General features: G+C 60.5%; 21 protein-coding genes and 3 pseudogenes. 10 read left to right on the forward strand and 14 right to left on the reverse strand.

Translation table 11 applies throughout. The features are described from left to right. Positions 1 to 7: 7 nt before the first annotated feature. Both C6382_RS03420 and C6382_RS03425 read right to left on the reverse strand, forming a co-directional pair. The gene (locus C6382_RS03420) at positions 8 to 346 is read right to left on the reverse strand and encodes a cupredoxin domain-containing protein (RefSeq protein WP_107023135.1); all 339 of its coding nucleotides are present in this window, start codon (positions 344 to 346) and stop codon (positions 8 to 10) included. Beyond that, positions 347 to 877 (reverse strand): iron transporter, encoded by a 531-nt coding sequence (locus C6382_RS03425; protein WP_107023136.1) that lies wholly within the window; start codon positions 875 to 877, stop codon positions 347 to 349. It abuts the gene before it with no gap. 176 nt (positions 878 to 1,053) lie between these two features. Here C6382_RS03425 and C6382_RS03430 point away from each other — a divergent pair, with 176 nt between their 5' ends. Next, positions 1,054 to 1,284: a DUF3079 domain-containing protein gene (locus tag C6382_RS03430; protein ID WP_107023137.1), complete on the forward strand. Its 231-nt coding sequence runs from the start codon at positions 1,054 to 1,056 to the stop codon at positions 1,282 to 1,284. On the opposite strand, the gene C6382_RS03435 is transcribed toward C6382_RS03430, so the two are convergent. The 3 genes from C6382_RS03435 to C6382_RS03445 form a co-directional block, all read right to left on the reverse strand. Continuing rightward, positions 1,269 to 1,517: a hypothetical protein gene (locus C6382_RS03435; protein WP_107023138.1), complete on the reverse strand. Its 249-nt coding sequence runs from the start codon at positions 1,515 to 1,517 to the stop codon at positions 1,269 to 1,271. The two genes, C6382_RS03430 and C6382_RS03435, sit on opposite strands and share 16 nt — an antisense overlap. Positions 1,518 to 1,652: 135 nt before the next feature. Beyond that, complete coding sequence (gloA, locus tag C6382_RS03440) at positions 1,653 to 2,174, reverse strand: lactoylglutathione lyase (protein ID WP_107023139.1); 522 nt, start codon at positions 2,172 to 2,174, stop codon at positions 1,653 to 1,655. Between the two features lie 217 nt (positions 2,175 to 2,391). After that, positions 2,392 to 2,751 carry a histone-like nucleoid-structuring protein, MvaT/MvaU family gene (locus C6382_RS03445; RefSeq protein ID WP_107023140.1) on the reverse strand — a complete coding sequence of 120 codons (360 nt, stop codon included), beginning with the start codon at positions 2,749 to 2,751 and terminating at the stop codon, positions 2,392 to 2,394. A gap of 364 nt (positions 2,752 to 3,115) precedes the next feature. Between C6382_RS03445 and C6382_RS03450 the strand changes: the two genes are divergently transcribed. Next, entirely contained in the window at positions 3,116 to 4,405 is a 1,290-nt protein-coding gene (locus tag C6382_RS03450) for an OprD family porin (protein WP_107023141.1), read from the forward strand. 68 nt (positions 4,406 to 4,473) lie between these two features. Then, entirely contained in the window at positions 4,474 to 5,223 is a 750-nt protein-coding gene (gene cobF / locus C6382_RS03455) for a precorrin-6A synthase (deacetylating) (protein ID WP_107023142.1), read from the forward strand. On the opposite strand, the gene C6382_RS03460 is transcribed toward cobF, so the two are convergent. Next, on the reverse strand, positions 5,189 to 6,508 hold the full coding sequence (locus C6382_RS03460; RefSeq protein ID WP_107023143.1) for a glycosyltransferase: 1,320 nt from the start codon (positions 6,506 to 6,508) through the stop codon (positions 5,189 to 5,191). The genes cobF and C6382_RS03460 overlap by 35 nt on opposite strands. A 42-nt stretch (positions 6,509 to 6,550) precedes the next feature. Continuing rightward, a pseudogene (locus C6382_RS24270) lies at positions 6,551 to 6,649 on the reverse strand (response regulator); the annotation flags it as partial. Positions 6,650 to 6,851: 202 nt separating this feature from the next. On the opposite strand from C6382_RS24270, the pseudogene C6382_RS24560 reads away from it, so the two are divergent. From C6382_RS24560 to C6382_RS03475, 3 genes and pseudogenes are all read left to right on the forward strand, one after another. Further along, positions 6,852 to 9,015 (forward strand): annotated as a pseudogene (locus C6382_RS24560) (CHASE3 domain-containing protein); the annotation flags it as partial. 104 nt (positions 9,016 to 9,119) lie between these two features. Further along, a pseudogene (locus C6382_RS24565) lies at positions 9,120 to 10,346 on the forward strand (response regulator); the annotation flags it as partial. Continuing rightward, complete coding sequence (locus C6382_RS03475) at positions 10,343 to 11,164, forward strand: protein-glutamate O-methyltransferase CheR (RefSeq protein WP_107023144.1); 822 nt, start codon at positions 10,343 to 10,345, stop codon at positions 11,162 to 11,164. The pseudogene C6382_RS24565 and the gene C6382_RS03475, both read left to right, overlap by 4 nt. A 68-nt stretch (positions 11,165 to 11,232) precedes the next feature. Here the strand turns inward: C6382_RS03475 and C6382_RS03480 are convergent, their stop codons facing one another. From C6382_RS03480 to C6382_RS03490, 3 genes are read right to left on the reverse strand one after another with little or no spacing between them, the layout of a single operon-like run. Continuing rightward, complete coding sequence (locus C6382_RS03480; RefSeq protein ID WP_107023145.1) at positions 11,233 to 11,826, reverse strand: TetR/AcrR family transcriptional regulator; 594 nt, start codon at positions 11,824 to 11,826, stop codon at positions 11,233 to 11,235. A gap of 11 nt (positions 11,827 to 11,837) precedes the next feature. After that, positions 11,838 to 12,686, reverse strand: a complete 849-nt coding sequence (locus tag C6382_RS03485; protein WP_107023146.1) for a 3-hydroxybutyryl-CoA dehydrogenase — start codon at positions 12,684 to 12,686, stop codon at positions 11,838 to 11,840. Positions 12,687 to 12,703: 17 nt separating this feature from the next. Next, positions 12,704 to 13,888: an acetyl-CoA C-acyltransferase family protein gene (locus C6382_RS03490; RefSeq protein ID WP_107023147.1), complete on the reverse strand. Its 1,185-nt coding sequence runs from the start codon at positions 13,886 to 13,888 to the stop codon at positions 12,704 to 12,706. A 167-nt stretch (positions 13,889 to 14,055) separates the two neighbouring features. Here C6382_RS03490 and C6382_RS03495 point away from each other — a divergent pair, with 167 nt between their 5' ends. Then, positions 14,056 to 15,069, forward strand: coding sequence for an AraC family transcriptional regulator (locus C6382_RS03495; RefSeq protein ID WP_107023148.1), 1,014 nt, complete (start codon positions 14,056 to 14,058; stop codon positions 15,067 to 15,069). On the opposite strand, the gene C6382_RS03500 is transcribed toward C6382_RS03495, so the two are convergent. Both C6382_RS03500 and C6382_RS03505 read right to left on the reverse strand, forming a co-directional pair. Next, the gene (locus C6382_RS03500) at positions 15,046 to 15,948 is read right to left on the reverse strand and encodes a dihydrodipicolinate synthase family protein (protein WP_107023149.1); all 903 of its coding nucleotides are present in this window, start codon (positions 15,946 to 15,948) and stop codon (positions 15,046 to 15,048) included. The two genes, C6382_RS03495 and C6382_RS03500, sit on opposite strands and share 24 nt — an antisense overlap. A gap of 37 nt (positions 15,949 to 15,985) precedes the next feature. After that, positions 15,986 to 16,768 carry an aldolase gene (locus C6382_RS03505; RefSeq protein WP_107023150.1) on the reverse strand — a complete coding sequence of 261 codons (783 nt, stop codon included), beginning with the start codon at positions 16,766 to 16,768 and terminating at the stop codon, positions 15,986 to 15,988. A 159-nt stretch (positions 16,769 to 16,927) separates the two neighbouring features. Between C6382_RS03505 and C6382_RS03510 the strand changes: the two genes are divergently transcribed. Both C6382_RS03510 and C6382_RS03515 read left to right on the forward strand, forming a co-directional pair. Beyond that, on the forward strand, positions 16,928 to 17,470 hold the full coding sequence (locus tag C6382_RS03510; protein ID WP_107023151.1) for a helix-turn-helix domain-containing protein: 543 nt from the start codon (positions 16,928 to 16,930) through the stop codon (positions 17,468 to 17,470). A 5-nt stretch (positions 17,471 to 17,475) separates the two neighbouring features. Beyond that, a complete protein-coding gene (locus C6382_RS03515) occupies positions 17,476 to 18,261 on the forward strand; it encodes an AraC family transcriptional regulator (protein WP_107023152.1) in 786 nt (261 codons plus the stop codon). On the opposite strand, the gene C6382_RS03520 is transcribed toward C6382_RS03515, so the two are convergent. Further along, positions 18,250 to 18,837 carry a LysE family translocator gene (locus C6382_RS03520; RefSeq protein WP_107023153.1) on the reverse strand — a complete coding sequence of 196 codons (588 nt, stop codon included), beginning with the start codon at positions 18,835 to 18,837 and terminating at the stop codon, positions 18,250 to 18,252. The two genes, C6382_RS03515 and C6382_RS03520, sit on opposite strands and share 12 nt — an antisense overlap. Positions 18,838 to 19,102: 265 nt before the next feature. Between C6382_RS03520 and C6382_RS03525 the strand changes: the two genes are divergently transcribed. Continuing rightward, positions 19,103 to 20,674 carry a TerC family protein gene (locus C6382_RS03525; RefSeq protein WP_107023154.1) on the forward strand — a complete coding sequence of 524 codons (1,572 nt, stop codon included), beginning with the start codon at positions 19,103 to 19,105 and terminating at the stop codon, positions 20,672 to 20,674. Here C6382_RS03525 and rarD read toward each other — a convergent pair. Beyond that, complete coding sequence (gene rarD, locus C6382_RS03530; protein WP_107023155.1) at positions 20,637 to 21,524, reverse strand: EamA family transporter RarD; 888 nt, start codon at positions 21,522 to 21,524, stop codon at positions 20,637 to 20,639. The genes C6382_RS03525 and rarD overlap by 38 nt on opposite strands. Positions 21,525 to 21,540 lie beyond the last annotated feature (16 nt).

Below are 21,540 nucleotides of genomic sequence, written 5' to 3' on the forward strand. Positions count from 1 at the left end.
ATCCCGGTTACTGCGCGAGGATGGCGCCCTCGGGCAGATGCGGATTGAATTCGTCGAAGAACGGGTAGCGGCCAGGCCTGAGCGGGTGAATGACGACAAAGGTCGTCACTCGCGGCGACAGCACTTTCTCTACCCGCAAGGGCGTACTTTCGAACTCTGCCGGGCCTTCGCCCTGATTCTTCAGGACGATCTTGAAGCGTTGCCCGGCGGGAACTTCCAGCACAGCGGGGGTGAAGTGACCATCACGCAAGATCAGCTCGTAGCTTGGCAGCGGTGCCGCAGTCAGCGGTGTGGGGGCGCCGGCCAGAATCAACCAGGCCAGGCGCTGGTGGAGGCGGGCGTTCATTCAGTAGCCGCCTTTCTTGCCAATCCCGGCGTAGACGAAGGTGTACTGCAGTTCGCAGCGCTCGAACCAGGGCTCGACGCCGGTTTCCTTGTCGGTGTGGCGTCCCAGCGAAGCATGACCGCCCGGAGGCAGTAGGGTGAAGGTCAGTTGGTATTTGCCCGGACCTTGGAGTTTGACGTTATCGCCATAATGCGGGCCATCGTTGGCGACCATGGCATGGAATTCACCACTGGCAGGTGTGTCGCTGCCTTGTTTTTTCAGGCTGAAAGCGACATTCAGGTAGGGCACGAAACTGCCTTCCTGGAAGCCTTGACGATTGTCTGCGGTGGCGCGGATATCGGCTTCCAGGTGGATATCGGAATCGGCGGTGGGGCGCATCATGCCGGCCGGGGCCATTTCGATCGGCTGCAGGTACACCGCACCGACCTCAAGGCCCGGACACAGTTGCGGCTCGCCGATGGGATACTCCTTGGCCAGGGCCAGCGGGGTGATCAGGAACAAGGCGAGTGACAGCGAGAAGGGGGTACGCATGACGACTTCCTGGGTGCTGACGAGTGGGAGCCCGAGTCTAGGAAGCTTCTGCGTGAATAATAATGATTATTATCAATTTTAACGACAATCCGTCAGCACCCTTGATCCGCATCAAGGGCAAAGCCATGCCGAGGCAATAAGGTGGAAGCTCGCCCATAGCTTGCCTGGGGAACTTCATGGCCAAGCCCTTTCCCGTCAGCCCGAAACATCCCGAACGTATCTGTTGGGGTTGCGACCGTTATTGCGCGGCGAATGCCCTGGCTTGTGGCAATGGTGCTGACCGGACCATGCACCCGGCAGAGGTGTTCGGTGACGACTGGAACGTGCAGGGGGATTATGGTTTGGGGCTGCCTGACAGCCAGGAGAGTTGCCCGGTGATTGACCCACCCGGTCAGAACAGGTGCTGACGTTTGTCCAATTGCTGATCGACCAGCCACTTGCCATGCGCAAGCGACGCATGCTGGGCATTTTCCAGGTCGGCCAGATAGGCCATCTTTAGTGGTAGCGGCAGACGCCGGCTGGTGTGGCCTTCGGGATCGGTGATCAGGCAACCGCCGGCATACGGTGTGGGGATGCCGTCATGGGTTTCGACGCTGGCGGTGATGGTGTGGTTGCGATGCACGCACTGAAGGGTTTTCATCGTCCTGACCTCGCTGCTGGGTACCGGTGGCTCGCCGTTTTCAAAAGCTCCTCGTGCAGGTGCTTTTTTGTGTATACCACAGCAGTGGCCCGGGGTGGCCCGGGCCGACGAACGTATGCAATCGCGATGGGCTGCTTAGAACTCGCTTGGCTGGATAATCTCAACCCAGTAATCGTCCGGGTCCTTGATGAAGGCCAGGTGCTTCATCCGGCCGTCGCTCAGGCGTTTCTGGAAGGTCACGCCCAGTTGCTCAAAGCGCTCGCAGGCAGCGCGAATATCCGGTACCGAGATGCAGATGTGGCCAAAACCGCGTGGCTCGGTATTGCCGTTGTGGTAGGCAAAATCCGCGTCGTTTTCAGTGCCATGGTTGTGGGTCAGTTCGAGGATGCCGGGGATCGACTTCATCCACTCAGTGCGTTTGACGGCATCGGCAGGAATCTGCGCTTTGTCGACCAGCGCAAGGAAATACAGGCTGAACTCGGCTTCAGGGAAGTCGCGCTTTTCGACCAGGCTGAAACCCAGGACGCGGGTGTAGAAGTCCAGGGATTTGGCAACGTCCTTGACCCGCAGCATGGTGTGGTTGAAGACAAAATTCAGGGTCGCGGCATCCGGTTGCGCGGTGACACCAGCAAGGGTGTCGAGATGGTTCAGGCTCATGGGCACTCCGCTTGAAGAGGCTGGCAACAGCAATACCAGCAAGACAGTCAGGGCCACATGATACGGAACTGAAACAATTGCGCAAACGAATTGCGCCCCGCCTGTGAAGGGCGGGGCGCAAGCATTAGAAGCCCGCCGAGGCGGGCGTATGGGGCGCTATTCCGTTAGCGGTCTTCATCCTGATTGAATGGATGTGAAAAAAGTGTGAAGAACGCTTTCACGAACGCAACCAGCTGTCGACGGTTTTCGCCCCGTACTGTTCTTTCCAGGCTTTGAGGCCACGGTGGTTGCCACCTTTGGTTTCGATCAGCTCACCGGTGTGAGGGTTCTCATACACTTTGACCACCCTTGCCCGGCGTGTTTTCGGTGCGTTCACCACACCTTTGGCCACGGCTTTGGGGTCGAGAATGGAAATGATATCGCGCAGGTTTTTGCCATAGCTGTTCATCAGCTCGACAAGTTTGCGTTCGAACTCGATTTCGCGCTTGAGGCCGGCGTCCTTTTTCAGCGCCTCCAGTTGCGCCATCTGTTCTTGAAGCGCTTTTTCGGCCGCGCGAAACTCTGCAAGTCTGGACACTGTCATCACTCCTTTATGTCTGCAGTGGCCCGGCACGCGTAAAAACGAGGAGTAACCTGAATAACGCAGCGAGCACTGGGTTGGGCACAACATCACACTAATAAGAGTGTAGTAGTCCCAGGGCGGCGGGTAAACATATGAAATTTAACTTTGCTGCAATGGAACTTTCTTACTTGCCCGCGCGTTAATACGAAACAACTAGTCGATTGCCCGTCAAACGCCTAAGACCAAGGTCCAGTGGCCCGGTCTAGAGCGGTTTTGAGATAATTTTCGGTCAGCCTTGAGCTTTATTGGCGCTGGATGCATTGCCGCTGCCTGGACGGCGGCCGGTTGTTTTTTGTCACTCTTTCGGATTGTGCTTCTGATGTTTGCCCCTTTCCCCCTTGCGCCCCGGCGCGGCCTTGCCGGTCTGCTCGCGATGTTCACTGCCGCTTCGACTCAGGCTGCCGGTTTTCTTGAAGACAGCAGTGCCAAAGTCGAAGCACGCAATGTCTATTTCAATCGCGATTTTCGTGATGGTCATGTCAGTTCCAGTCAGGGCGCTTCGAAACGCGAAGAATGGGCCCAGGGATTCATTCTCAATGTGCAGTCCGGTTATACCCAGGGCCCTCTAGGCTTTGGTGCCGATGCCCTGGGCATGCTCGGGATCAAGCTCGACTCCAGTCCGGCGGACAGCAACAGTGGCTTGCTGCCGTCCAACGGCCATGACCCGCGTAAGTCGGTGGATCAATACGCCAAACTGGGCCTGGCCGCGAAAATGCGCTATTCGAAGACCGTACTCAAATACGGCTCGATGCTGCCGGACATGCCGCTGCTCAAATACAACGACGGCCGCTTGCTGCCGACGATGTTCCAGGGAGCGATGCTCACTTCCGAGGAGATCAATAACCTCAAATTCAGCGTTGCCCGTCTGGACAAGTACACTGCGCGTGACTCCAGCGATCGCCAGGACATTCGCGTGCATTGCAAGAACAAACGCTATGCCTGCAATGTCACCGCCGATCACTTCGACATGGCTGGCGTCGATTACAAGTTCAATGAACGGCTGAGCGCCCAGTACCAGATGGCCAAGCTGGAAAACATCTACCGTCAACACTTCTTCGGTGTGGTGGCCAGCCAGCCGCTTAGCGTCGGCAGTCTGTCGGCCGACTTGCGCCTGATCAAGAGCGATGACATCGGCAATGCCCGTGCCGGTGATATTGACCACCGCGCTTTCAGCGGCATGCTCGGCTACAGCTTGGGCGGGCACAAGGTAAGCGCCGGCTGGCAACGCATGTATGGCGAAAATGCCATGCCGTACCTCGATGGCAGCAATCCGTACCTGGTCAACTACGCCCAGGTCAACGACTTCGCCGCCGCCCAGGAGCGCTCCTGGCAGTTGCGCTATGACTACGACTTCAAGGCCCTCGGTGTGCCGGGCTTGAGCTTCTTCACCCGCTATATCAACGGAGACCATATCAAGGTCCCGGGCAGCCTGGTCGAGGGCAAGGAGTGGGAGCGCGACAGCGAGCTCAAGTACCAGGTCCAGAGCGGCACCTTCAAGGACGTCAGCGTGCGCCTGCGTAACTCCACCTACCGCAGCAACTACGAGAAGTGGGCGCGGGATATGGACGAAACGCGGGTAATCGTCAGCTACAACTTCTCGATCTGGTAAGCAGCGCATTGCCACTGCCCCTCGGTCAGCCGACAATGGTGGCTGGCCGAGCCATGGAATGAACCGCAATGAAACAGCTGTTGTTGATCGGTATCGGGCCGGGCAATCCGCGCCAGATCACCTTTGAGGCCGTTGATGCGCTGAACCGTGCCCAGGTGTTCTTCGTCCTCGACAAAGGTGCGGTCAAGGATGAGCTGCTGCAGCTGCGCAAGGACATCCTCGAGCGCTATATCCAGCAACCGGGCTATCGCCTGGTGCAGGTCGAGGATCCGCAGCGTGATGGTGCTGCCAGCGACTACGTCGGTGCGGTGCATGACTGGCACCAGAAACGCGCCACGCTCTATGCCCGATTAATCGAAAGCGAACTGGCCGAAGGCGAGTGTGGCGCGTTCCTGCTTTGGGGCGAGCCGACCCTGTATGACAGCACCTTGCGCATCCTGGATCTGGTGCAGGCCGCAGGTGTCGGCATCGAGCTTGAAGTCATTCCCGGTATCAGCAGCGTACAGGCCCTGGCCGCCCGTCACCGGATTCCTTTGAACCGTATTGGCGAGCCAGTGACCCTACTGCCGGGGCGGCGCCTGGCTGGGCAGTCACGGATCGACAACCTGGTAGTGATGCTCGACGGTCAATGCGCGTTCGCCATGCTCGACGACCCTGAGCTGCTGATTTACTGGGGCGCCTACCTCGGTACCGCCGACGAGATCCTCATTGCCGGGCCCTTGCAGGCGGTGCGCCAACAGATTCTTCAGCAGCGCGAACAGGCGCGCGTGCGCAAGGGCTGGATCATGGACACTTATCTGCTGCGTCGGCCGCTGTAGCCAGGCGGTTCTTCGCCTCGATCCATTGCGCCATGTACTGGGTACTCTTGTGCTGGTGGTGACGCAGCATAGCCCCGGTGAAGTTGAACAGTCGATGCTGGTCCAGGTCGCTCAGCGCGTACTCGATGCGTTCGACCAGAGCGGTGCTGTGCTGGCGCCGGTCATAACGCGCCGCAAGTAGCTGCAATCCCTGTTGTTGCGCTTGCTGCCAGCGTGCCGGGTCGTTGTACAGCTGCACTGCAGCCTCGGCCAGCGCTTCGGCGGTACTGGCCACAGCGCCTGGCCAGGGCAGGGCGCCGTGCATGGCTTCGGCGCCGATTGGCGTGGTCACGCTTGGGGTGCCGCAGAGCATGGCGTCGGTCAGTTTGCCCTTGATCCCGGCGCCGAAACGCAGCGGTGCCAGGCAAATACGCGCATTGCTCATCACCTCCAGGGCGTCCTCGGCCCAATTCATGATATGAAAGCCTTCGCCAGGCTTGTGCAGCGCCGTGGCTTTCGGTGGCGTGTAGGCGCCGTAGATGTGCAACTGGGCCTGAGGCAGGCGGCGGCGGATGATGGGCCACAGGGTGTTCTTCATCCACAGCACGGCATCCCAGTTGGGGGCGTGGCGGAAGTTGCCGATGCTCAGGAAGTGGGCACGCTCGTCGTAAGGCTTGAACGCTGCGCTGGGCACATCGACCATCAGCGGGCACCAGTGCAGCAGGTGCTCGGGCACGCCGAAACCGTTGAGCAACAGGTCGATCTCGACGTCCGAGATCATCAGGCTCAGGTCGCTACGGTAGATGGCCGCCAGTTCGCGCAGGGTCAGGTCGGCCGTGGCCATTTGCCGATACAGCTCGGGGCCGGGGGTGGCGAACAGCGCCCGAAAGTCGTTGGGGTCCAGCCCTTCGATCAGGCGGCGGCGCAGCAGTTGCTGGCGGGCGTCACGCAGGCTTTGCAGGTCCGAGGTTTCCAGCACGCGCAAGGCGTCGGGGCAGTGTTTTTCCACACGCCAGCCGAATTGCTCTTCCATCATGAAGCGGTCGAACAGCACCACATCGGGGGCCAGTTCACTGACGAACTGGTCGAAACTGCTGTCATTGAGGGTGATGGCCTGTTCGGCGATACCCAGTTCGGCAAGGTCCGCCTTGTGCTCGCCGATGGTCGCCGGGCTGCTGAAGGTTACGCGCCAGCCTCGCTGCACGAAGCTTTCGAGGATCTGCATCATGTGCCCGCCGGCGGCCGAGGAGCGCGGTTCGGGCCAGACGTAACCGATGACCAGGACGTTGAGGGCGGGCTTGAGCATGAGGGGAAAAGGCCTTGGAAAAAGTGCCTATTCTACAATGGATTACGCAGATAGGATGCTTTGCACCTTGTCGCGTAACTGATCGATGCTGAACGGTTTGCCGATCAGGTGCGTGCCCTTTGGCACTTCGACGTGTTCTGCACAATAGCGATCTGCACAGCCGTAGGGAACGATTGGCCAAGGTTGGCCTCAAATGCTGGCTAAGTGCCCTGCCAGAAGCGCTAAAGCTGTTTAGACTCATGGCAAGAAGGTCTCAGGGATCGCCTTCGTAGCGGAAAATAGAACAATTACTCGAAAAGCCGCCCCGCTTCTTTTGATTGATTCACTTGCTCGGATGTTTGTGATGATTCAACCAGCCTCGATAGACCAGCAAAGCTTTCGCAAGCTGCTGAGCCGCAACATTGGCCTGCCTCTGGGGGTTGGCCTGCTCAGCGCTGTAGTGTTCGTAGCAATGATCAATTACCTGTTGTCGGCCATTCAGTGGGTGGAACATACCGACCGGGTGATCAACAACGCCAACGAGGCGGTCAAACTGTCGATCGATATGGAAACCGGCATGCGCGGCTTCCTGATCACCGGCGACGAGCGCTTTCTCGAACCTTACGAGGTGGCCAAGCCACAAGTGCTGTCCGGCCTGATGAGCCTGCAGACGATGGTGACTGACAATCCGCAGCAGGTCGACCGGCTGGAGCGCTTGATGGCGTTGCAGCAAGAGTGGAATGCCTTTGCCAGTCAGATAATCAGTCTGCGCCGTCAGGGCAGTGACTACCAGGAACCGATTCGGGCCGGTCGCGGCAAGCGCATCACCGACGAGATTCGCAAGGAATTCGATACATTCATCGGTATGGAGCAACAGCTGCGAGTCGCCCGCAACGAACAGGTCAGCACCCTGACGCTGGTGGCGATTTCCGTATATCTGATATTCATCATCCTGCTCAGCGCTTTGTTGGCGTTCCTCGGGCGGCGCGATCTGCTGGCGTTGTCCTCCAGCTACACCGGTAATCTGCAAGCCCAGCAACGCTCGACCCAGCGCCTGGAGCAGCAAGCCTGGTTACGCAGCGGGCAGACGCAACTGGCCGAACAGGTGCTCGGGCAACTGACGCTGCCGATGCTGGGCAACAATATCCTGCGCTTTTTCGCCACCTACCTGGGCAGTGTGGTGGCGGCGCTTTACGTACGAGATGAACAAGGTGGCCTGCGGCGGGTGGCAAGCTACGGCTTCTCTGCTGAACAAGAAGCCCGCGAACAGCTGATCGGTCATCAGCAAGGCCTGCTTGCCCAGGCGGTGAGCCAGGGGCGTCTGTTGCGCCTTGATGACGTGCCAGAGGACTACTTCAAGGTCAACACCGGCCTGGGTGAAGGGTTGCCGCGTAGTGTGCTGGTGGTGCCGGCCAGCAACGACGGGCAAATCAACGGCGTGGTCGAGCTGGGTTTCCTGCGTCCGTTGACTGACCGCGATATCGAGCTGCTTGAGTTGGTTGCTGAAAACCTCGGCACCTCCATTGAAAGTGCGCGCTATCGTCAACGCTTGCAGGACGTGCTGGCCGAAACCCAGCAGCTCAACGAAGAGTTGCAGGTGCAGCAGGAAGAGCTGAAATCCGCCAACGAGGAGCTCGAAGAACAGTCGCGGGTACTCCAGGAGTCCCAGGCCCATCTGGAAATCCAGCAAGCCGAACTTGAACAGACCAATGAGCAACTGGCCGAACGCACCCAGGCCCTGGCCGAGCAGCGCGATGCGTTGAACCGCAAGAACAGCGAACTGAACCAGGCCCAGGCCGAGCTACAGGCGCGTGCCGAGGCGTTGCAGCGCTCCAGCAACTACAAGTCCGAGTTTCTCGCCAACATGTCTCACGAGTTGCGTACACCGCTGAACAGTTCGTTGATCCTGGCCAAATTGCTGGCGGAGAACGCTCAGGAGAATCTCAGCGAAGAACAGGTCAAATTTGCCGAGTCGATTTACTCGGCGGGCAACGACCTGCTCAACCTGATCAACGACATTCTCGATATTGCCAAGGTCGAGGCCGGCAAGCTTGAAGTACGCCCGCAGACTACCCAGGCGGCGCGTCTGATCGAAGGCCTGAAATCGCTGTTCGAACCGCTGGCCAGCGACAAGCAGCTGCGCTTCAGCGTAGTTGTCGAACCCCAGGTGCCGAGTACGTTGTACACCGACCGCCAGCGCCTGGAGCAGATCCTCAAGAACCTGCTGTCCAATGCCGTGAAGTTCACCGAAAAAGGCCAGGTGAGCCTCACTGTCAGCCTGCAGCCGGGTACCGGCATAGTGTTCGCCGTGCGCGACAGCGGTATCGGCATCGCTGCCGATCAGCAACAGCGTATTTTCGAAGCCTTTCACCAGGCCGATGGCACCAGCAATCGACGTTATGGTGGCACCGGCCTGGGCTTGTCGATCTCCCGCGATCTGGCGCAATTGCTCGGGGGGCAGATCAGTGTCGACAGCAGCCTGGGTAAGGGCAGTGTGTTCAGCCTGATCCTGCCGGAACGCTATGAGCCGATCATCGACCAGGAGCCGGCGCTGATCATCAGTTCGTCCCTTTCTGCAACGGCTGAGCCAGAGCCCGAGGTACCGGCCGACATGCCTGTGGTTGCGCGCTGCACACCGGCATTTGCTGACGACCGGGCCCTGGCGCCGTTCAGCAACCGCTGTATTCTGGTGATCGAAGATGAGCCCAATTTCGCCCGCATTCTCTTTGACCTTGCCCACGAGCTGGGTTACAGCTGCCTGGTCGCCCAGACCGCCGACGAAGGCTTTGAGCTGGCTGCAGGGTTCATCCCCGACGCTATCCTGCTCGACATGCGCCTGCCGGATCACTCCGGCCTGACTGTGTTGCAACGGCTCAAGGAGCAGGCCAGCACTCGTCACGTTCCGGTGCACATTATTTCCGTCGAAGACCGGATGGAGGCGGCCATGCACCTGGGCGCCGTTGGCTATGCGGTGAAACCCACCAGCCGTGAAGAACTCAAAGCGGTGTTCGCGCGCCTGGAAGCCAAACTGACCCAGAAACTCAAGCACATCCTGCTGGTCGAAGACGATGACTTGCAACGCGAGAGTATCGCTCGGCTGATTGGCGACGATGACATCGAGATCACCGCTGTCGGCCTGGCTCAGGAAGCCCTGGACCTGCTGCGCGAGAACATCTACGACTGCATGATCATCGACCTGAAACTACCGGACATGCTCGGCAATGAGTTACTCAAGCGCATGTCGTCTGAAGATATCCGCGCCTTCCCGCCGGTGATCGTCTATACCGGGCGCAACCTGACCCGCGATGAAGAGGCCGACCTGCTCAAGTACTCGCGCTCAATCATTATCAAAGGCGCGCGCTCGCCGGAACGGCTGCTGGATGAAGTGACACTGTTTTTGCACAAAGTCGAGTCGACGCTGTCCGATGAGCGCCAGCGCATGCTCAAGGCCGCACGCAGTCGCGACAAGGTCTTCGAAGGGCGCAAACTGCTCTTGGTCGACGATGATGTACGTAACATTTTCGCCCTGACCAGCGCGCTTGAGCACAAAGGCGCCAGCGTCGAAATCGCCCGTAATGGCCGCGAGGCCATCGAGCGACTGGAGAACCATATCGATATCGACCTGGTGCTGATGGACGTGATGATGCCGGAGATGGATGGCTACGAAGCCATCCGCCTGATCCGCCAGCAACCGCGCTGGCGCAAACTGCCGATCATCGCGGTGACGGCCAAGGCCATGAAGGATGACCAGCAACGTTGCCTGCAAGCTGGCGCCAATGATTACCTGGCCAAACCTATAGGCCTTGACCGTCTGTTCTCGCTGATTCGTGTCTGGCTGCCGCAACTGGAGCGAATTTGACCATCGAGCGTAATACCGACATCGAAATACGGCTGTTGATCGAGGCGATCTACCTCAAGTACAGCTATGACTTTCGTGACTACTCCGACGCTTCGATCAAGCGCCGGATCCTGTATGCAGTGCGCCAGTTCGGGTGCAAGACGGTCTCGGCGCTGCAGGAGCGGGTATTGCACGATCCTGGCATGTTCATGCGGTTGCTGCAGTTCCTGACCATTCCGGTCAGCGAGATGTTTCGCGACCCGGAACACTTTCTGGCGCTGCGCCAGGAAGTGGTGCCGCTGCTGCGTACCTGGCCGTCGCTGAAGGTCTGGGTTGCCGGCTGCAGCACTGGCGAGGAGGTCTACTCGCTGGCCATCCTGCTGCACGAAGAAGGCTTGCTGGAACGCACCATCATCTATGCTACCGACATCAACCCCGGTTCCCTGGGCACGGCCAAACAGGGCATCTACTCGATGCAGAACATGCGCGGGTACGCCGAGAACTACCGCAAAGCCGGTGGCCAGCGCGACTTCAGTGAGTACTACACCTGCGCCTACGGCAACGCCATTGTGGACAGCAGCCTGCGCGACAACGTGACTTTCGCCGACCACAGTCTGGCCACTGACAGTGTGTTTTCCGAAACCCAGCTGATCTCCTGCCGCAATGTGCTGATCTACTTCAACAAGACCTTGCAGGATCGTGCGTTCGGGCTGTTTCACGAATCGCTTTGTCACCGCGGCTTTCTGCTCCTGGGCAGTAAGGAAACCCTGGATTTTTCCGCCTATGCCGGGCAGTTCCAGGCCTTGGTCAAACCAGAACGGATTTACCGTAAATCATGAACGGCATTCAGGCGATAACCCTTGGGACCTCGGCCGGTGGCGTCAACTAAGCAAGTGACAGAATTCGCTCACACCATCGTATTCAGGCTTTCGCCGCGCAAGGTCCGTTCGATCCCGCCCATCAACATGCTTTCCATCAAGGCCAGGCCCTGAGCCTGAGGCAGTTGCGATGCCTGCAGCCAGCTGGGCAGGCTGTTGAGCAGGTTGGCAATTACATGGGCGGTCGCGGCCAGGGCCTGGCCGCGCAAGGTTGACTTGGGCACGATCAGGCGCAGCAGCGCCGCTTCATACTGTTGGCGCAATTGACCAATACGGGCTTGCTGGTCAGGGCTCAAGCAACACTGGTCACGTTCGGCCAGGCGAAACTGCAACGGGCGCTCGGCATGCAGCGCCCAGTGCGCGGCAATTACTTCAGTCAGGGTTTGCTGGTGAACGCGACGCCCTCGGTTGAGGGTGGCAAGCAGTTCCTCGTACAACTCTTCGATCAGGTCATACAGCAGGTCCTGCTTGCTGGGGAAGTGGTGATACAACGACCCCGCAGTCAAGCCCAGATGGCTGGCCAGCTCGCGCATGCTGACCTGGCCAAAGCCCTTCTCGGCGAACAGCGCCAGGGCCCTGTCACGCCGCTCTTCAAAGTTCGCACAGCGCAAAGCGGCGTCCATCGGCTCGCTCCTCAGTAGGTGAAGAAACCGCGACCGCTCTTGCGACCCAGGTAGCCGGCGGCAACCATTTCCTTGAGCAGGGGGGCAGGGCGGTATTTGCTGTCGTTATAGCCTTCGTGGAAGGCCTCCATGATCGCCAGCAGGGTGTCCAGGCCGATCAGGTCGGCCAGGGCCAATGGGCCGATTGGCTGGTTGCAGCCAAGGCGCATGCCGGTATCAATGTCTTCGGCGTTGGCCAGACCTTCCTGGAGAACGAAGACCGCTTCGTTGATCATCGGCACCAGGATGCGATTGACCACAAAGCCTGGGCGGTTGCCGGCGCTGATCGGCGTTTTGCCAACCTGCTCGGTCAGGGCCAGGGCCTTGGCGTAGGTCGCGTCGCTGGTTTGCAGGCCGCGAATGATCTCGACCAGGGCCATCATCGGCACCGGGTTGAAGAAGTGCACGCCGATAAAGCGCTCAGGCTGGCTGACCGCCGCGCCGAGCTGGGTGATCGACAGCGACGAGGTGTTGGTGGCAATCACGCAGTCGCTGCTGACGCTGGCGGCGATCTGCTGGAGGATGCGCAGTTTGAGCTCGAGGTTTTCGGTGGCGGCCTCGATCACCAGATGCGCCTGTTGCAACTGAGCGTAGTCGGTGCTGGTGCGGATGCGCGCCACCGCTGCTTCGGCATCTTCGGCGGCCAGGGTCTGTTTGCTGACCTGGCGCTCCAGGTTCTTGCGCAAAGTGGCCAGGCCGCGCTCCAGCGCGGCGTCGGACACATCGACCAGGGTGACCTGGTAACCGGCCACTGCACACACCTGGGCAATGCCATTGCCCATGGTGCCTGCGCCGATTACTGCAATATTTTGAATACTCACCTTGAAAACTCCTGGGTTCAGACGCGCTCGAAGACCACGGCGATGCCTTGACCGCCGCCGATGCACATGGTCGCCAGTGCGTAGCGGCCTTCAATACGCTGCAGCTCGTGGATGGCCTTGGTGGCGATGATTGCGCCGGTAGCGCCGACCGGATGGCCGAGGGAAATGCCCGAACCGTTGGGGTTGACCTTCTCCGGGTCAAAGCCCAGTTCAGCGGCTACAGCGCAGGCCTGGGCGGCAAAGGCTTCATTGGACTCGATGACGTCCAGGTCGGCGACAGTCAGACCGGCCTTTTCCAAGGCCTTGCGGGTGGCCGGGACCGGGCCCAGGCCCATCAACTCCGGCTCGACGCCGGCATGGGCGTAAGTGACCAGGCGAGCCAATGGCTTGAGGCCATGGCGTTTGACGAAGTCACCGGTCGCCAGTACCAGAGCGCCAGCGCCATCGTTCAGGCCGCTGGCATTGCCGGCGGTGACGGTGCCGTCTTTCTTGAAGGCGGGTTTCATGCCTGCCAGCTGCTCGGTGGTGACTGCGCCGCGCACGTGCTCGTCGATTTCAAAGCGCACGGTGCCTTTGCGGCCAGGAATATCGATTGGCACGATCTGGCTGTTGAAACGGCCTTCGGCAATCGCGCGGGCAGCGCGCTGCTGGCTGACCAGGGCCAGTTCATCCTGCATCTGACGGGTGATGCCATTGCGCTCAGCAACGTTTTCGGCGGTGATGCCCATGTGGAAACCGGCGAAGGGGTCGTGAAGGGCGCCGAGCATGTAGTCCACGCCTTGCAGGTCACCCATGCGCGCGCCCCAGCGCGCCTGCGGCAGCAGGTAAGGCCCGCGGCTCATGGATTCGGCACCGGCGGCAACGACCGCTTCGGCGTCGCCCAGCAGCAGGCTCTGGGCTGCGCAAATGATGGCTTGCAGGCCCGAGCCGCAGAGGCGGTTGACGTTGAAGGCAGGGGTTTCCTTGGGGATGCCGGCATTCATGGCGGCCACACGCGACAAGTAGGCATCGCGGGCTTCGGTGGGAATCACGTTACCCATGACCACATGGCCGATCTGCTCAGGCGCCACACCGGCGCGCTCGATGGCCGCGCGGGTCACTGCAGTGGCCAGGTCAGCCAGAGGCAGGTCTTTGAGGGCGCCGCCAAAGGTGCCGATGGCCGAACGGACGGCGCTGATAACGTAGATTTCCGGGGTGTTCATGATCGACTCCAGTATGCGAAAGCATGGCGGGGCGGGGGCAGGCTCTGAGAGAATGCGCGCCAAGCCAGTTCAGGTTGTCATCGAGTCTAGGCAAAGCCTTTCGCCGGGCCTATGCCATAACTGTTCACTGAAGCTGGTATTTTTTGCCATACCTTGCGGAATCCGCCATGCGGGAAAACGATACAGTCGCGGTTTACTTCGTCCACAGCATGTTGCACGCCCTGCGCGACCAGCCGCAGCGGGCGCAGGCTTTGTTGCGCGAGGCCGGTATCGATCCGGCAGTGCTGGAGACCGTGGGGGCCCGGGTGCCGGCTACTGCCTTTACCCGGCTCTGGTTGATCCTGATCCAGGACCTGGACGACGAATTCTTCAATCTCGACAGTCATGGCATGCCGACCGGCAGTTTTGCCCTGATCTGCCGTGGCCTGATCCAGGAACCGACCCTGGAAAAAGCCCTGCGCCAGTGCCTGAGCTATTTCGGTCTGTTCTTGCGTGACATTCATGCCAGCTTGTCGATCAAGGGCGCGCGGGCGGTGATCAGCGTGCAGTCACGTATCGAAGATCCAGTGACCCGGGTGTATGCCGACGAGACTTTTCTGGCCTTGGTGATCAGCCTGTTGTGCTGGCTGGGCGGGCAACGCCTGGTCATCGATCGCACCGCGCTGACGGATATGCGCCCGGCGCAGGACGATGATCCGCTGCTCTGGGGCCCCAATCTGCAATTGGGGGCGGGCGTGAGCGAGATTGAATTTGCCGCTGATTATCTGCGTTTGCCGGTGATCCAGGACCTGGCCGGGCTCAAGACGTTTCTGCGCAGTGCCCCGCAATGGCTGGTGATTCGCTACCGCAACCACAGCGGCCAGGTGGCCCAGGTATACCGCTACCTGCGTGAGCGTGATCAGGGCCAATGGCCAACGCTGGTGGCCATGGCCAAGCGCCAGGGCCTGAGTGCCAGCAGTTTCCGCCGGCAGCTGGAACGTGAAGGCCGCTCGTTCCAGCAGATCAAGGATGAAGTACGCCGCGCCACGGCCTTTGAATGCCTGCGCGAGACCGACATGAGTATTGCCGAGATCGCTGAACGCACCGGGTTCCAGGAACCCAGCGCGTTCCACCGCGCGTTCAAGAAGTGGACCGGCGAAAGTCCGGGTGGTTATCGGTTACGCATGGCTACCCGGCGTTAGCAGGTCGTCCAGCAATGCGCGCAGATGATCCTGTCCGGCCTGGTTCAGGGCGAAGACCGGCCGCCGCGGCTCACCTACCGGCAAGCCGCTCATGGCCAGGCCGGCCTTGACCGTAGCAGGCAAGCCCGCCTTGAGGATGAAGTCGAGCAGCGGCAACTGACGGTAGAACACCGACTTGGCGGTTTTCAGGTCGTTGCAGACGATGGCCTTGTACAGGGCCTGGTTGAGTTCGGGAATCAGGTTCGCCGCCGCGGTGCACCAGCCGCTGGCACCGGCGATGAACGCTTCCAGAGCCAGCGGGTTGCAACCGTTATAGAACGGCACTTTGCCTTCACCGAGCAGTTGCAGTTTGTGCATACGTTGAATGTCGCCGGTGCTCTCCTTGACCATGGTGACATTTTCAACCTCGCGCACGATGCGCAGGATCAGCTCCACCGACATGTCGGTGCCGCTGGTGGCGGGGTTGTTGTAGAGCATGATCGGCACGTCGATGCTGGCGCCGATAGCACGGTAGTGCTCGAAGATTTCTGCTTCGCTGAGTTTCCAGTACGCCGTTGGCAAGACCATCACCGCATCGGCACCATGGGCCTGGGCAACGCGTGCACGGCGGATGGCGCCGGCAGTGGTCAGGTCCGAGACACTGACGATGGTCGGCACTCGGCCGGCGATGTGGGCGAGGCTGAACTCGGTGGCCTGGTCCCATTCTCGATCACTCAGGTAGGCGCCTTCGCCCGTGCTGCCCAGCGGGGCGATGGCATGCACGCCACCGGCGATCAGGCGGTCGATGGACTGGCCCAGGGCAGCCAGGTCAAGGTGCTGGCCGTCGCTGCTGAACGGGGTGATGGTGTAGCCGATGATGCCGTGGAATTTCGTGGTCATGAAACGTACTCCGCAAGTAAGGCAAAAGGGCGAACAATCAGTTCAGGCAGTCGGCATGCACCCGCAGGCACTGCCGCGCATAGTAGTTGAAGGCGGCGCTGTGGCGTTTTGGCCGGGAGATCCAGTCGTGGGCTTCGCGGCCCAGCGCCGGCTCGATCGGTTTCACTTCGCCTGCGGCCATCGCCAGCAGCTGCAGCTTGGCCGCACGCTCGATCAACTGGGCGATGACGCAGGCTTCCTCGATGCTGGCGCCGGTGGACAGCTGGCCATGGTGCGAGAGCAGGATGGCGCGTTTGTCGCCAAGCGCTGCGCTGATGATTTCGCCTTCTTCGTTGCCGACCGGCACCCCGGGCCAGGCTTCAAGAAAGGCGCAGTCTTCATACAGCGGGCACAGGTCCATGTGCGAAACCTGCAGCGGCACTTCCAGCATCGACAGCGCGGCGACATGGGTAGGGTGGGTGTGGATGATGCAGTTCACATCCGGGCGTGCCCGGTACACCCAGCTGTGGAAGCGGTTGGCCGGGTTGGGCATGCCCTGGCCTTCGAGTACTTCAAGGTCTTCATTGACCAGCAACAGGTTGCTGGCGGTGATTTCGTCGAAGCCCAGCCCCAGTTGTTGGGTGTAGAAGGTGCCAGGTTGTGGCCCGCGGGTACTGATTTGCCCGGCCAGGCCCGAGTCGTGGCCGTTGTCGAAGAGAATTCGACAGGTCAGGGCCAGCTTTTCCCGTGCAGTCCACGTATTATCGGCAAGCGAGCCTTGCATCTGTGTAAGGGCCTGCTTGATCAGTTGGTCCTTGGGCAATGCCAGAGTCTTGGCCATGGGGATATCCTCGATGGTGTAGAGAAATGTCAGGCTGGCCCGCCCCGGTTACTTGGACGGTGAAGGGGCGGTTAAGCAAATGACACAAAAAAGGATAAATGACACAATGTGTCATTAGCAAGAAAAAGCTTGCCCGTGGCACTGGGAAAATTGCACCACATGTCTATCCGATTGAAATTGCTGAGAAAAAAACTGGGGATTACCTTGGAGGTGCTGGCCGAGAAGTCCGGCATGACCAAGAGCTATCTTTCCAAGGTCGAGCGTGGCCTGAACACGCCGTCGATTGCCGCTGCGCTGAAGCTGGCGCGGGCGCTGAGTGTCAATGTCGAAGAGCTGTTCGCCGAAGATGCGCCCGGCCAGGCCCGCTTTAGCCTGGTACGCAGCGCTGAGCGCCAGGCGCTTTCCGGGAGCGCTCAGGGCCCGGGTTATGCGGTGTTGGCCAACCATATCGGCAGCCGCAGCTTGCTGCCGTTCATCATCAGCCCGCCCGCTGATTTCAGCGACTCGACCTTCAAGGAGCACCTGGGCGAGGAGTTTCTGTTTGTTCACGAAGGCCAGGTGGAAGTGGACTTCATGAGCGAGCGGGTCATCCTCGAACGTGGTGATGCACTGTACTTCAACGCCCAGACGCCGCATCGTCTGCGCTCGCTGGGCGAGGTGCAGGCGCAGTTGCTGGTGGTGGTGCATGACGCCGAAGGCTGAAGTCGATGGACAGCCACTCTCGATTCTGGCGTGACCTTGCGCTGCCGTTCATCGAGGCGCGCAGCGTCGAGGATGGGCGCAAAGTCTGCTATTCGGCGCATTCCCACGAGAGCTTCAGCATCGGGGCGATCACCGCGGGTCGCAGCACCTACGTGAGTGGGGAGAGCCAGCAACAGGTCAGCGCCGGCACCGTTGTGCTGATGAACCCCGGCGCTGTGCATGCCTGCAACCCGATCGAGGGTGAACCCTGGTCATACCTCATGCTGTACGTGGACCTGCCCTGGTTGCAGGCGCTGGGGTTCCAGCCGCTCGAGGCGCTCAGCAGCGCTTCGCCGTCCCTCTACCAGGACCTGTGCCAACTGCATGCCCTGCTGGTGGATGATCAGTTCAGCATCGCCAGCAAGCACGCGGCGTTATGCATTTTTTTCAGTGAACTGATCCGGCAATTGCCCTCCGGCGTGCCGGCAGCGGGGCGGGTCAATCCGCGTTTGCTGGCCGCTGCCGCCTTCATCCGCGAGCACTGCACCCAGCCGTTGCGCCTGCAAGACATGGGTGAGGCGGCGGGGCTGTCTACCTCATACCTGATCCGCGCCTTCAAGCAGCAGTTCGGTCTGACGCCCCATGGCTACTTGCTGGATCAACGCGTGCAGTTTGCCCGCGCCCGCCTGCGCCGTGGCGCGCTAATCGCCGAGGTGGCGCTGGAAGCCGGGTTTGCCGACCAGGCCCACCTGCAGCGGGCGTTCAAGCGTCACCTGGCGGCGACTCCCGGCCACTATCGATCAGGCCAGTAACAGGTACAGGGCACTGGCCACCAGCAGCGCCGCCAGCACGCGGTTGAACACACGCACGCGGTGCCGGTTGCCCAGGTACTGGCTGATGACACTTCCCGCCCAGGCCCAGCTGGCGATGGACAGGTAGCAGATGACAAAGTAGATCGCGGTGAACTGCCAGAGCAGGGCGGTTTCGCCTTCGCCGACGTAGGCGCCGACACCGGCCACGCAGGCCAGCCAGGCCTTGGGATTGAGCCACTGCAGGGTTGCACCCGCGAGCATCGAAGGTGCTGCTGCGGAGCTGTTGCTGGTCAATTCACCGCGGTCGCTGGCCAGTTTCCACGCCATGTACATCAAAAACGCCACACCGCCGGCGTGCAGCACCTGGGTCATTGCGGGCCAGTAGCGCAGTAGTTCGTGCAATCCCAAACCAATCAGCAACAGCAGCAGACTGAAGCCCAGGGTGGCGCCGGTGACATGCCGGAGGCTGGCACGCAAACCATAGCGGGCACCGCTGCCCAACGCGACGATGTTGACCGGGCCGGGAGAGATGGAAGCGGCCAGCGCAAAGGCGGCCATGGACAGGGTCAGACTCATTGGTGTTCATCCTGTAGGAAAGGTGAACTCAGTCTGCTGGCTTGGCTGGAGCAAGTATTGAAGGAAATTGCCCTGTGGGAGTGGCTACAGAATTTGAAATAGTTTTGCGCTGTAAGAAATCCCTGCTGCAATTGTAGGATCTCATCCCCAATTGATATTAGGTTGATATGACTTCGTTCTCGGAGCCCCCCAGTACCTGGCCGTCCTGGCCATTTTCCCGTCCCTGTGACGTTTCCCCGCTGTTCGCGCAGGTGAGTACCCGCCCATGGAATGGCTAGCCGACCCTACGGCCTGGCTGGGCCTTGCCACGCTGATTGTCCTGGAACTGGTACTGGGTATCGACAACCTGGTGTTCATCGCCATCCTCGCCGACAAGCTGCCAGCGCATCAGCGCGACCGCGCGCGAGTGATCGGTCTGTCCCTGGCGTTGATCATGCGCCTGGGCCTGCTGGCCAGTATTTCCTGGATGGTGACCCTGACCGCACCGTTGATCGAGGTGCTCGGCAAGAGCTTCTCCGGCCGTGACCTGATCATGCTCTTCGGCGGTGTATTCCTGTTGTTCAAGGCCACCATGGAGTTGCACGAACGCCTGGAGGGCCATGTTGCCCAGTCCAATGGCAGCACTCGTCACGCCGCGTTCTGGCCAATCGTGGCGCAGATCGTGGTGCTCGATGCGGTGTTCTCGCTGGACGCGGTGATCACTGCCGTGGGCATGGTCGAGCAGTTGTCGGTGATGATGATCGCGGTGATTTTCTCGATTGGTATCATGATCGTCGCCAGCAAGCCATTGACACGTTTCGTCAATAGCCACCCGACAGTGATCATGCTGTGCCTGGGCTTCTTGATGATGATCGGCTTCAGCCTGACCGCTGAAGGCCTGGGCTTCCATATTCCCAAGGGCTATCTGTACGCGGCGATCGGTTTCTCGATTGTGGTCGAACTGTTCAACCAGGTGGCCCGCGCCCGGCGCAGGCGCAGCCTGCAGCAACACCGGCCGTTGCGTGAACGCACGGCCCATGCGGTGCTGCGCCTGCTGGGCGGGCGTCGAATCGAAGCGGACGAGGTCGGTGAGGAAATTGCCGACCTGGTCGAGGGTGGCGAGGAACACGTGCTGTTCGACCGTCGTGAACGGGTGATGATCAGCGGCGTGCTGAATCTGGCCGAGCGTCCGATCAAGACGCTGATGACGGTGCGGGCCCAGGTCGATGCCATCGACCTGGCGCAAACCCCGCAAGCCATTCGTACGGCGTTGATGCATTCGTCGTACTCGCGCTTGCCACTGATCCGCAACGGTCGTATCGAAGAGCCACTGGGCTTCGTGCACAAGAAGGAACTGCTCAAGGAGCTGCTGGCCGGTAACGAGCCGGACCTGGAAAGCCTGGTCCGTGCGTCGCTGAACCTGCTGGAGGGCTTCAGCATCCTCAACGCCCTGGAGCAGATGCGCAACCAGTCGACCCACATCGCCTTTGTGGTCAACGAGTTCGGTGATTTCACCGGCATCCTGACCATGACCGACATCCTTGAGTCCATCGCCGGTGAATTGCCCGACGCCAGTGAGGTCGAGGGGCCGGGAGTCGTCGAGGACGAACAGGGCTTTGTCGTCAGCGGTGCCTTGAACCTGAGTCAGATCCTGGCGCGCACCGGCTTTGCCGCCAAACCGACCGAGGATTACCAGACCCTCGCCGGTCTGGTAATGAGCCTGCTTGACCGTTTGCCCGTGGTCGGCGACTGCCTGCAATGGAATGGCTGGCAGATGACAGTGGTCGCGGTGGAGGAGCGCCGGGTCCGCGAGGTACGCCTCAGGCCGAACGCCGCTGATGGCGCAGCAGGTGCTTGATGCCTTCAAGGATCAGCACCAGCACTGCCAGCCAGATCGGCAGATAGGTCAGCCACTGGTCGGGACCAATGGTCTCGCCCAGTAGCAGGGCCACGGCCACCAGCAGCACCGGCTCGACATAACTGAGCAGGCCGAACAGGCTGAAGGCCAGCAGGCGGCTTGCCAGTACGTAGCAGATCAGCGCCAACGCGCTGATCACCCCCAGCAACGGAATCAGGCCATACAGGGCCGGGTGTTCGACCAGGTCCTGGGCGCTCAACGGGCCCTGGATGACAAAGTACAGTGCCGTTGGCAGCAGCAGAAACATATCGGCCCACAGGCCACCGAGGTGGTCGGTGCGGCATTTGCGCCGCAGGATGAAGTACAGCGGGTAGCCGATGGCGACCACCAGGGTTTCCCAGGCAAAACTGCCATGCTGGTACAGTTCGTGCGCGACGCCGGTCACCGCACAGGCCACTGCCAGCTTTTGCAGACGTGACAGGCGTTCACCGTAGACCACGCGTCCGGTCAGGACCATGGTCAGCGGTAACAGAAAGTACCCCAGCGACACCTCCAGACTGCGCCCGTGCAACGGCGCCCAGAGGAACAACCAGAGCTGCACGCCCATCAGCGATGAGGTGCCGATCAAACCCAGCAGCAGTATCGGCCGTTGCTGAATTCGTTTGAGCAGGCCGGTAATCAGTGGCCAGTCCTTGCTCAGCAGCATGAACAATGTCAGGCAGGGCAGGGTCAGCAGGGTACGCCAGCCAAAGATTTCTTCACCGTCCAGCGGTGTTAACAGCGAAGTGTAGAAGTACATCACGGCAAACAAGCACGACGCCATGACCGATGAAACGATGCCTTTGGACACGAGGGCCTCTGTAGCA

The organism is Pseudomonas sp. BBP2017 (assembly GCF_003024385.1).
Classification (GTDB): domain Bacteria; phylum Pseudomonadota; class Gammaproteobacteria; order Pseudomonadales; family Pseudomonadaceae; genus Aquipseudomonas.

Coding starts and splice junctions, on each gene's coding strand:
- C6382_RS03420 (WP_107023135.1), bottom strand. CDS start 346: ATGAACGCCCGCCTCCACCAGCGCCTGGCCTGGTTGATTCTGGCCGGC.
- C6382_RS03425 (WP_107023136.1), bottom strand. CDS start 877: ATGCGTACCCCCTTCTCGCTGTCACTCGCCTTGTTCCTGATCACCCCG.
- C6382_RS03430 (WP_107023137.1), top strand. CDS start 1,054: ATGGCCAAGCCCTTTCCCGTCAGCCCGAAACATCCCGAACGTATCTGT.
- C6382_RS03435 (WP_107023138.1), bottom strand. CDS start 1,517: ATGAAAACCCTTCAGTGCGTGCATCGCAACCACACCATCACCGCCAGC.
- gloA (WP_107023139.1), bottom strand. CDS start 2,174: ATGAGCCTGAACCATCTCGACACCCTTGCTGGTGTCACCGCGCAACCG.
- C6382_RS03450 (WP_107023141.1), top strand. CDS start 3,116: ATGTTTGCCCCTTTCCCCCTTGCGCCCCGGCGCGGCCTTGCCGGTCTG.
- cobF (WP_107023142.1), top strand. CDS start 4,474: ATGAAACAGCTGTTGTTGATCGGTATCGGGCCGGGCAATCCGCGCCAG.
- C6382_RS03460 (WP_107023143.1), bottom strand. CDS start 6,508: ATGCTCAAGCCCGCCCTCAACGTCCTGGTCATCGGTTACGTCTGGCCC.
- C6382_RS03480 (WP_107023145.1), bottom strand. CDS start 11,826: ATGGACGCCGCTTTGCGCTGTGCGAACTTTGAAGAGCGGCGTGACAGG.
- C6382_RS03490 (WP_107023147.1), bottom strand. CDS start 13,888: ATGAACACCCCGGAAATCTACGTTATCAGCGCCGTCCGTTCGGCCATC.
- C6382_RS03495 (WP_107023148.1), top strand. CDS start 14,056: ATGCGGGAAAACGATACAGTCGCGGTTTACTTCGTCCACAGCATGTTG.
- C6382_RS03500 (WP_107023149.1), bottom strand. CDS start 15,948: ATGACCACGAAATTCCACGGCATCATCGGCTACACCATCACCCCGTTC.
- C6382_RS03505 (WP_107023150.1), bottom strand. CDS start 16,768: ATGGCCAAGACTCTGGCATTGCCCAAGGACCAACTGATCAAGCAGGCC.
- C6382_RS03510 (WP_107023151.1), top strand. CDS start 16,928: ATGTCTATCCGATTGAAATTGCTGAGAAAAAAACTGGGGATTACCTTG.
- C6382_RS03515 (WP_107023152.1), top strand. CDS start 17,476: ATGGACAGCCACTCTCGATTCTGGCGTGACCTTGCGCTGCCGTTCATC.
- C6382_RS03520 (WP_107023153.1), bottom strand. CDS start 18,837: ATGAGTCTGACCCTGTCCATGGCCGCCTTTGCGCTGGCCGCTTCCATC.
- C6382_RS03525 (WP_107023154.1), top strand. CDS start 19,103: ATGGAATGGCTAGCCGACCCTACGGCCTGGCTGGGCCTTGCCACGCTG.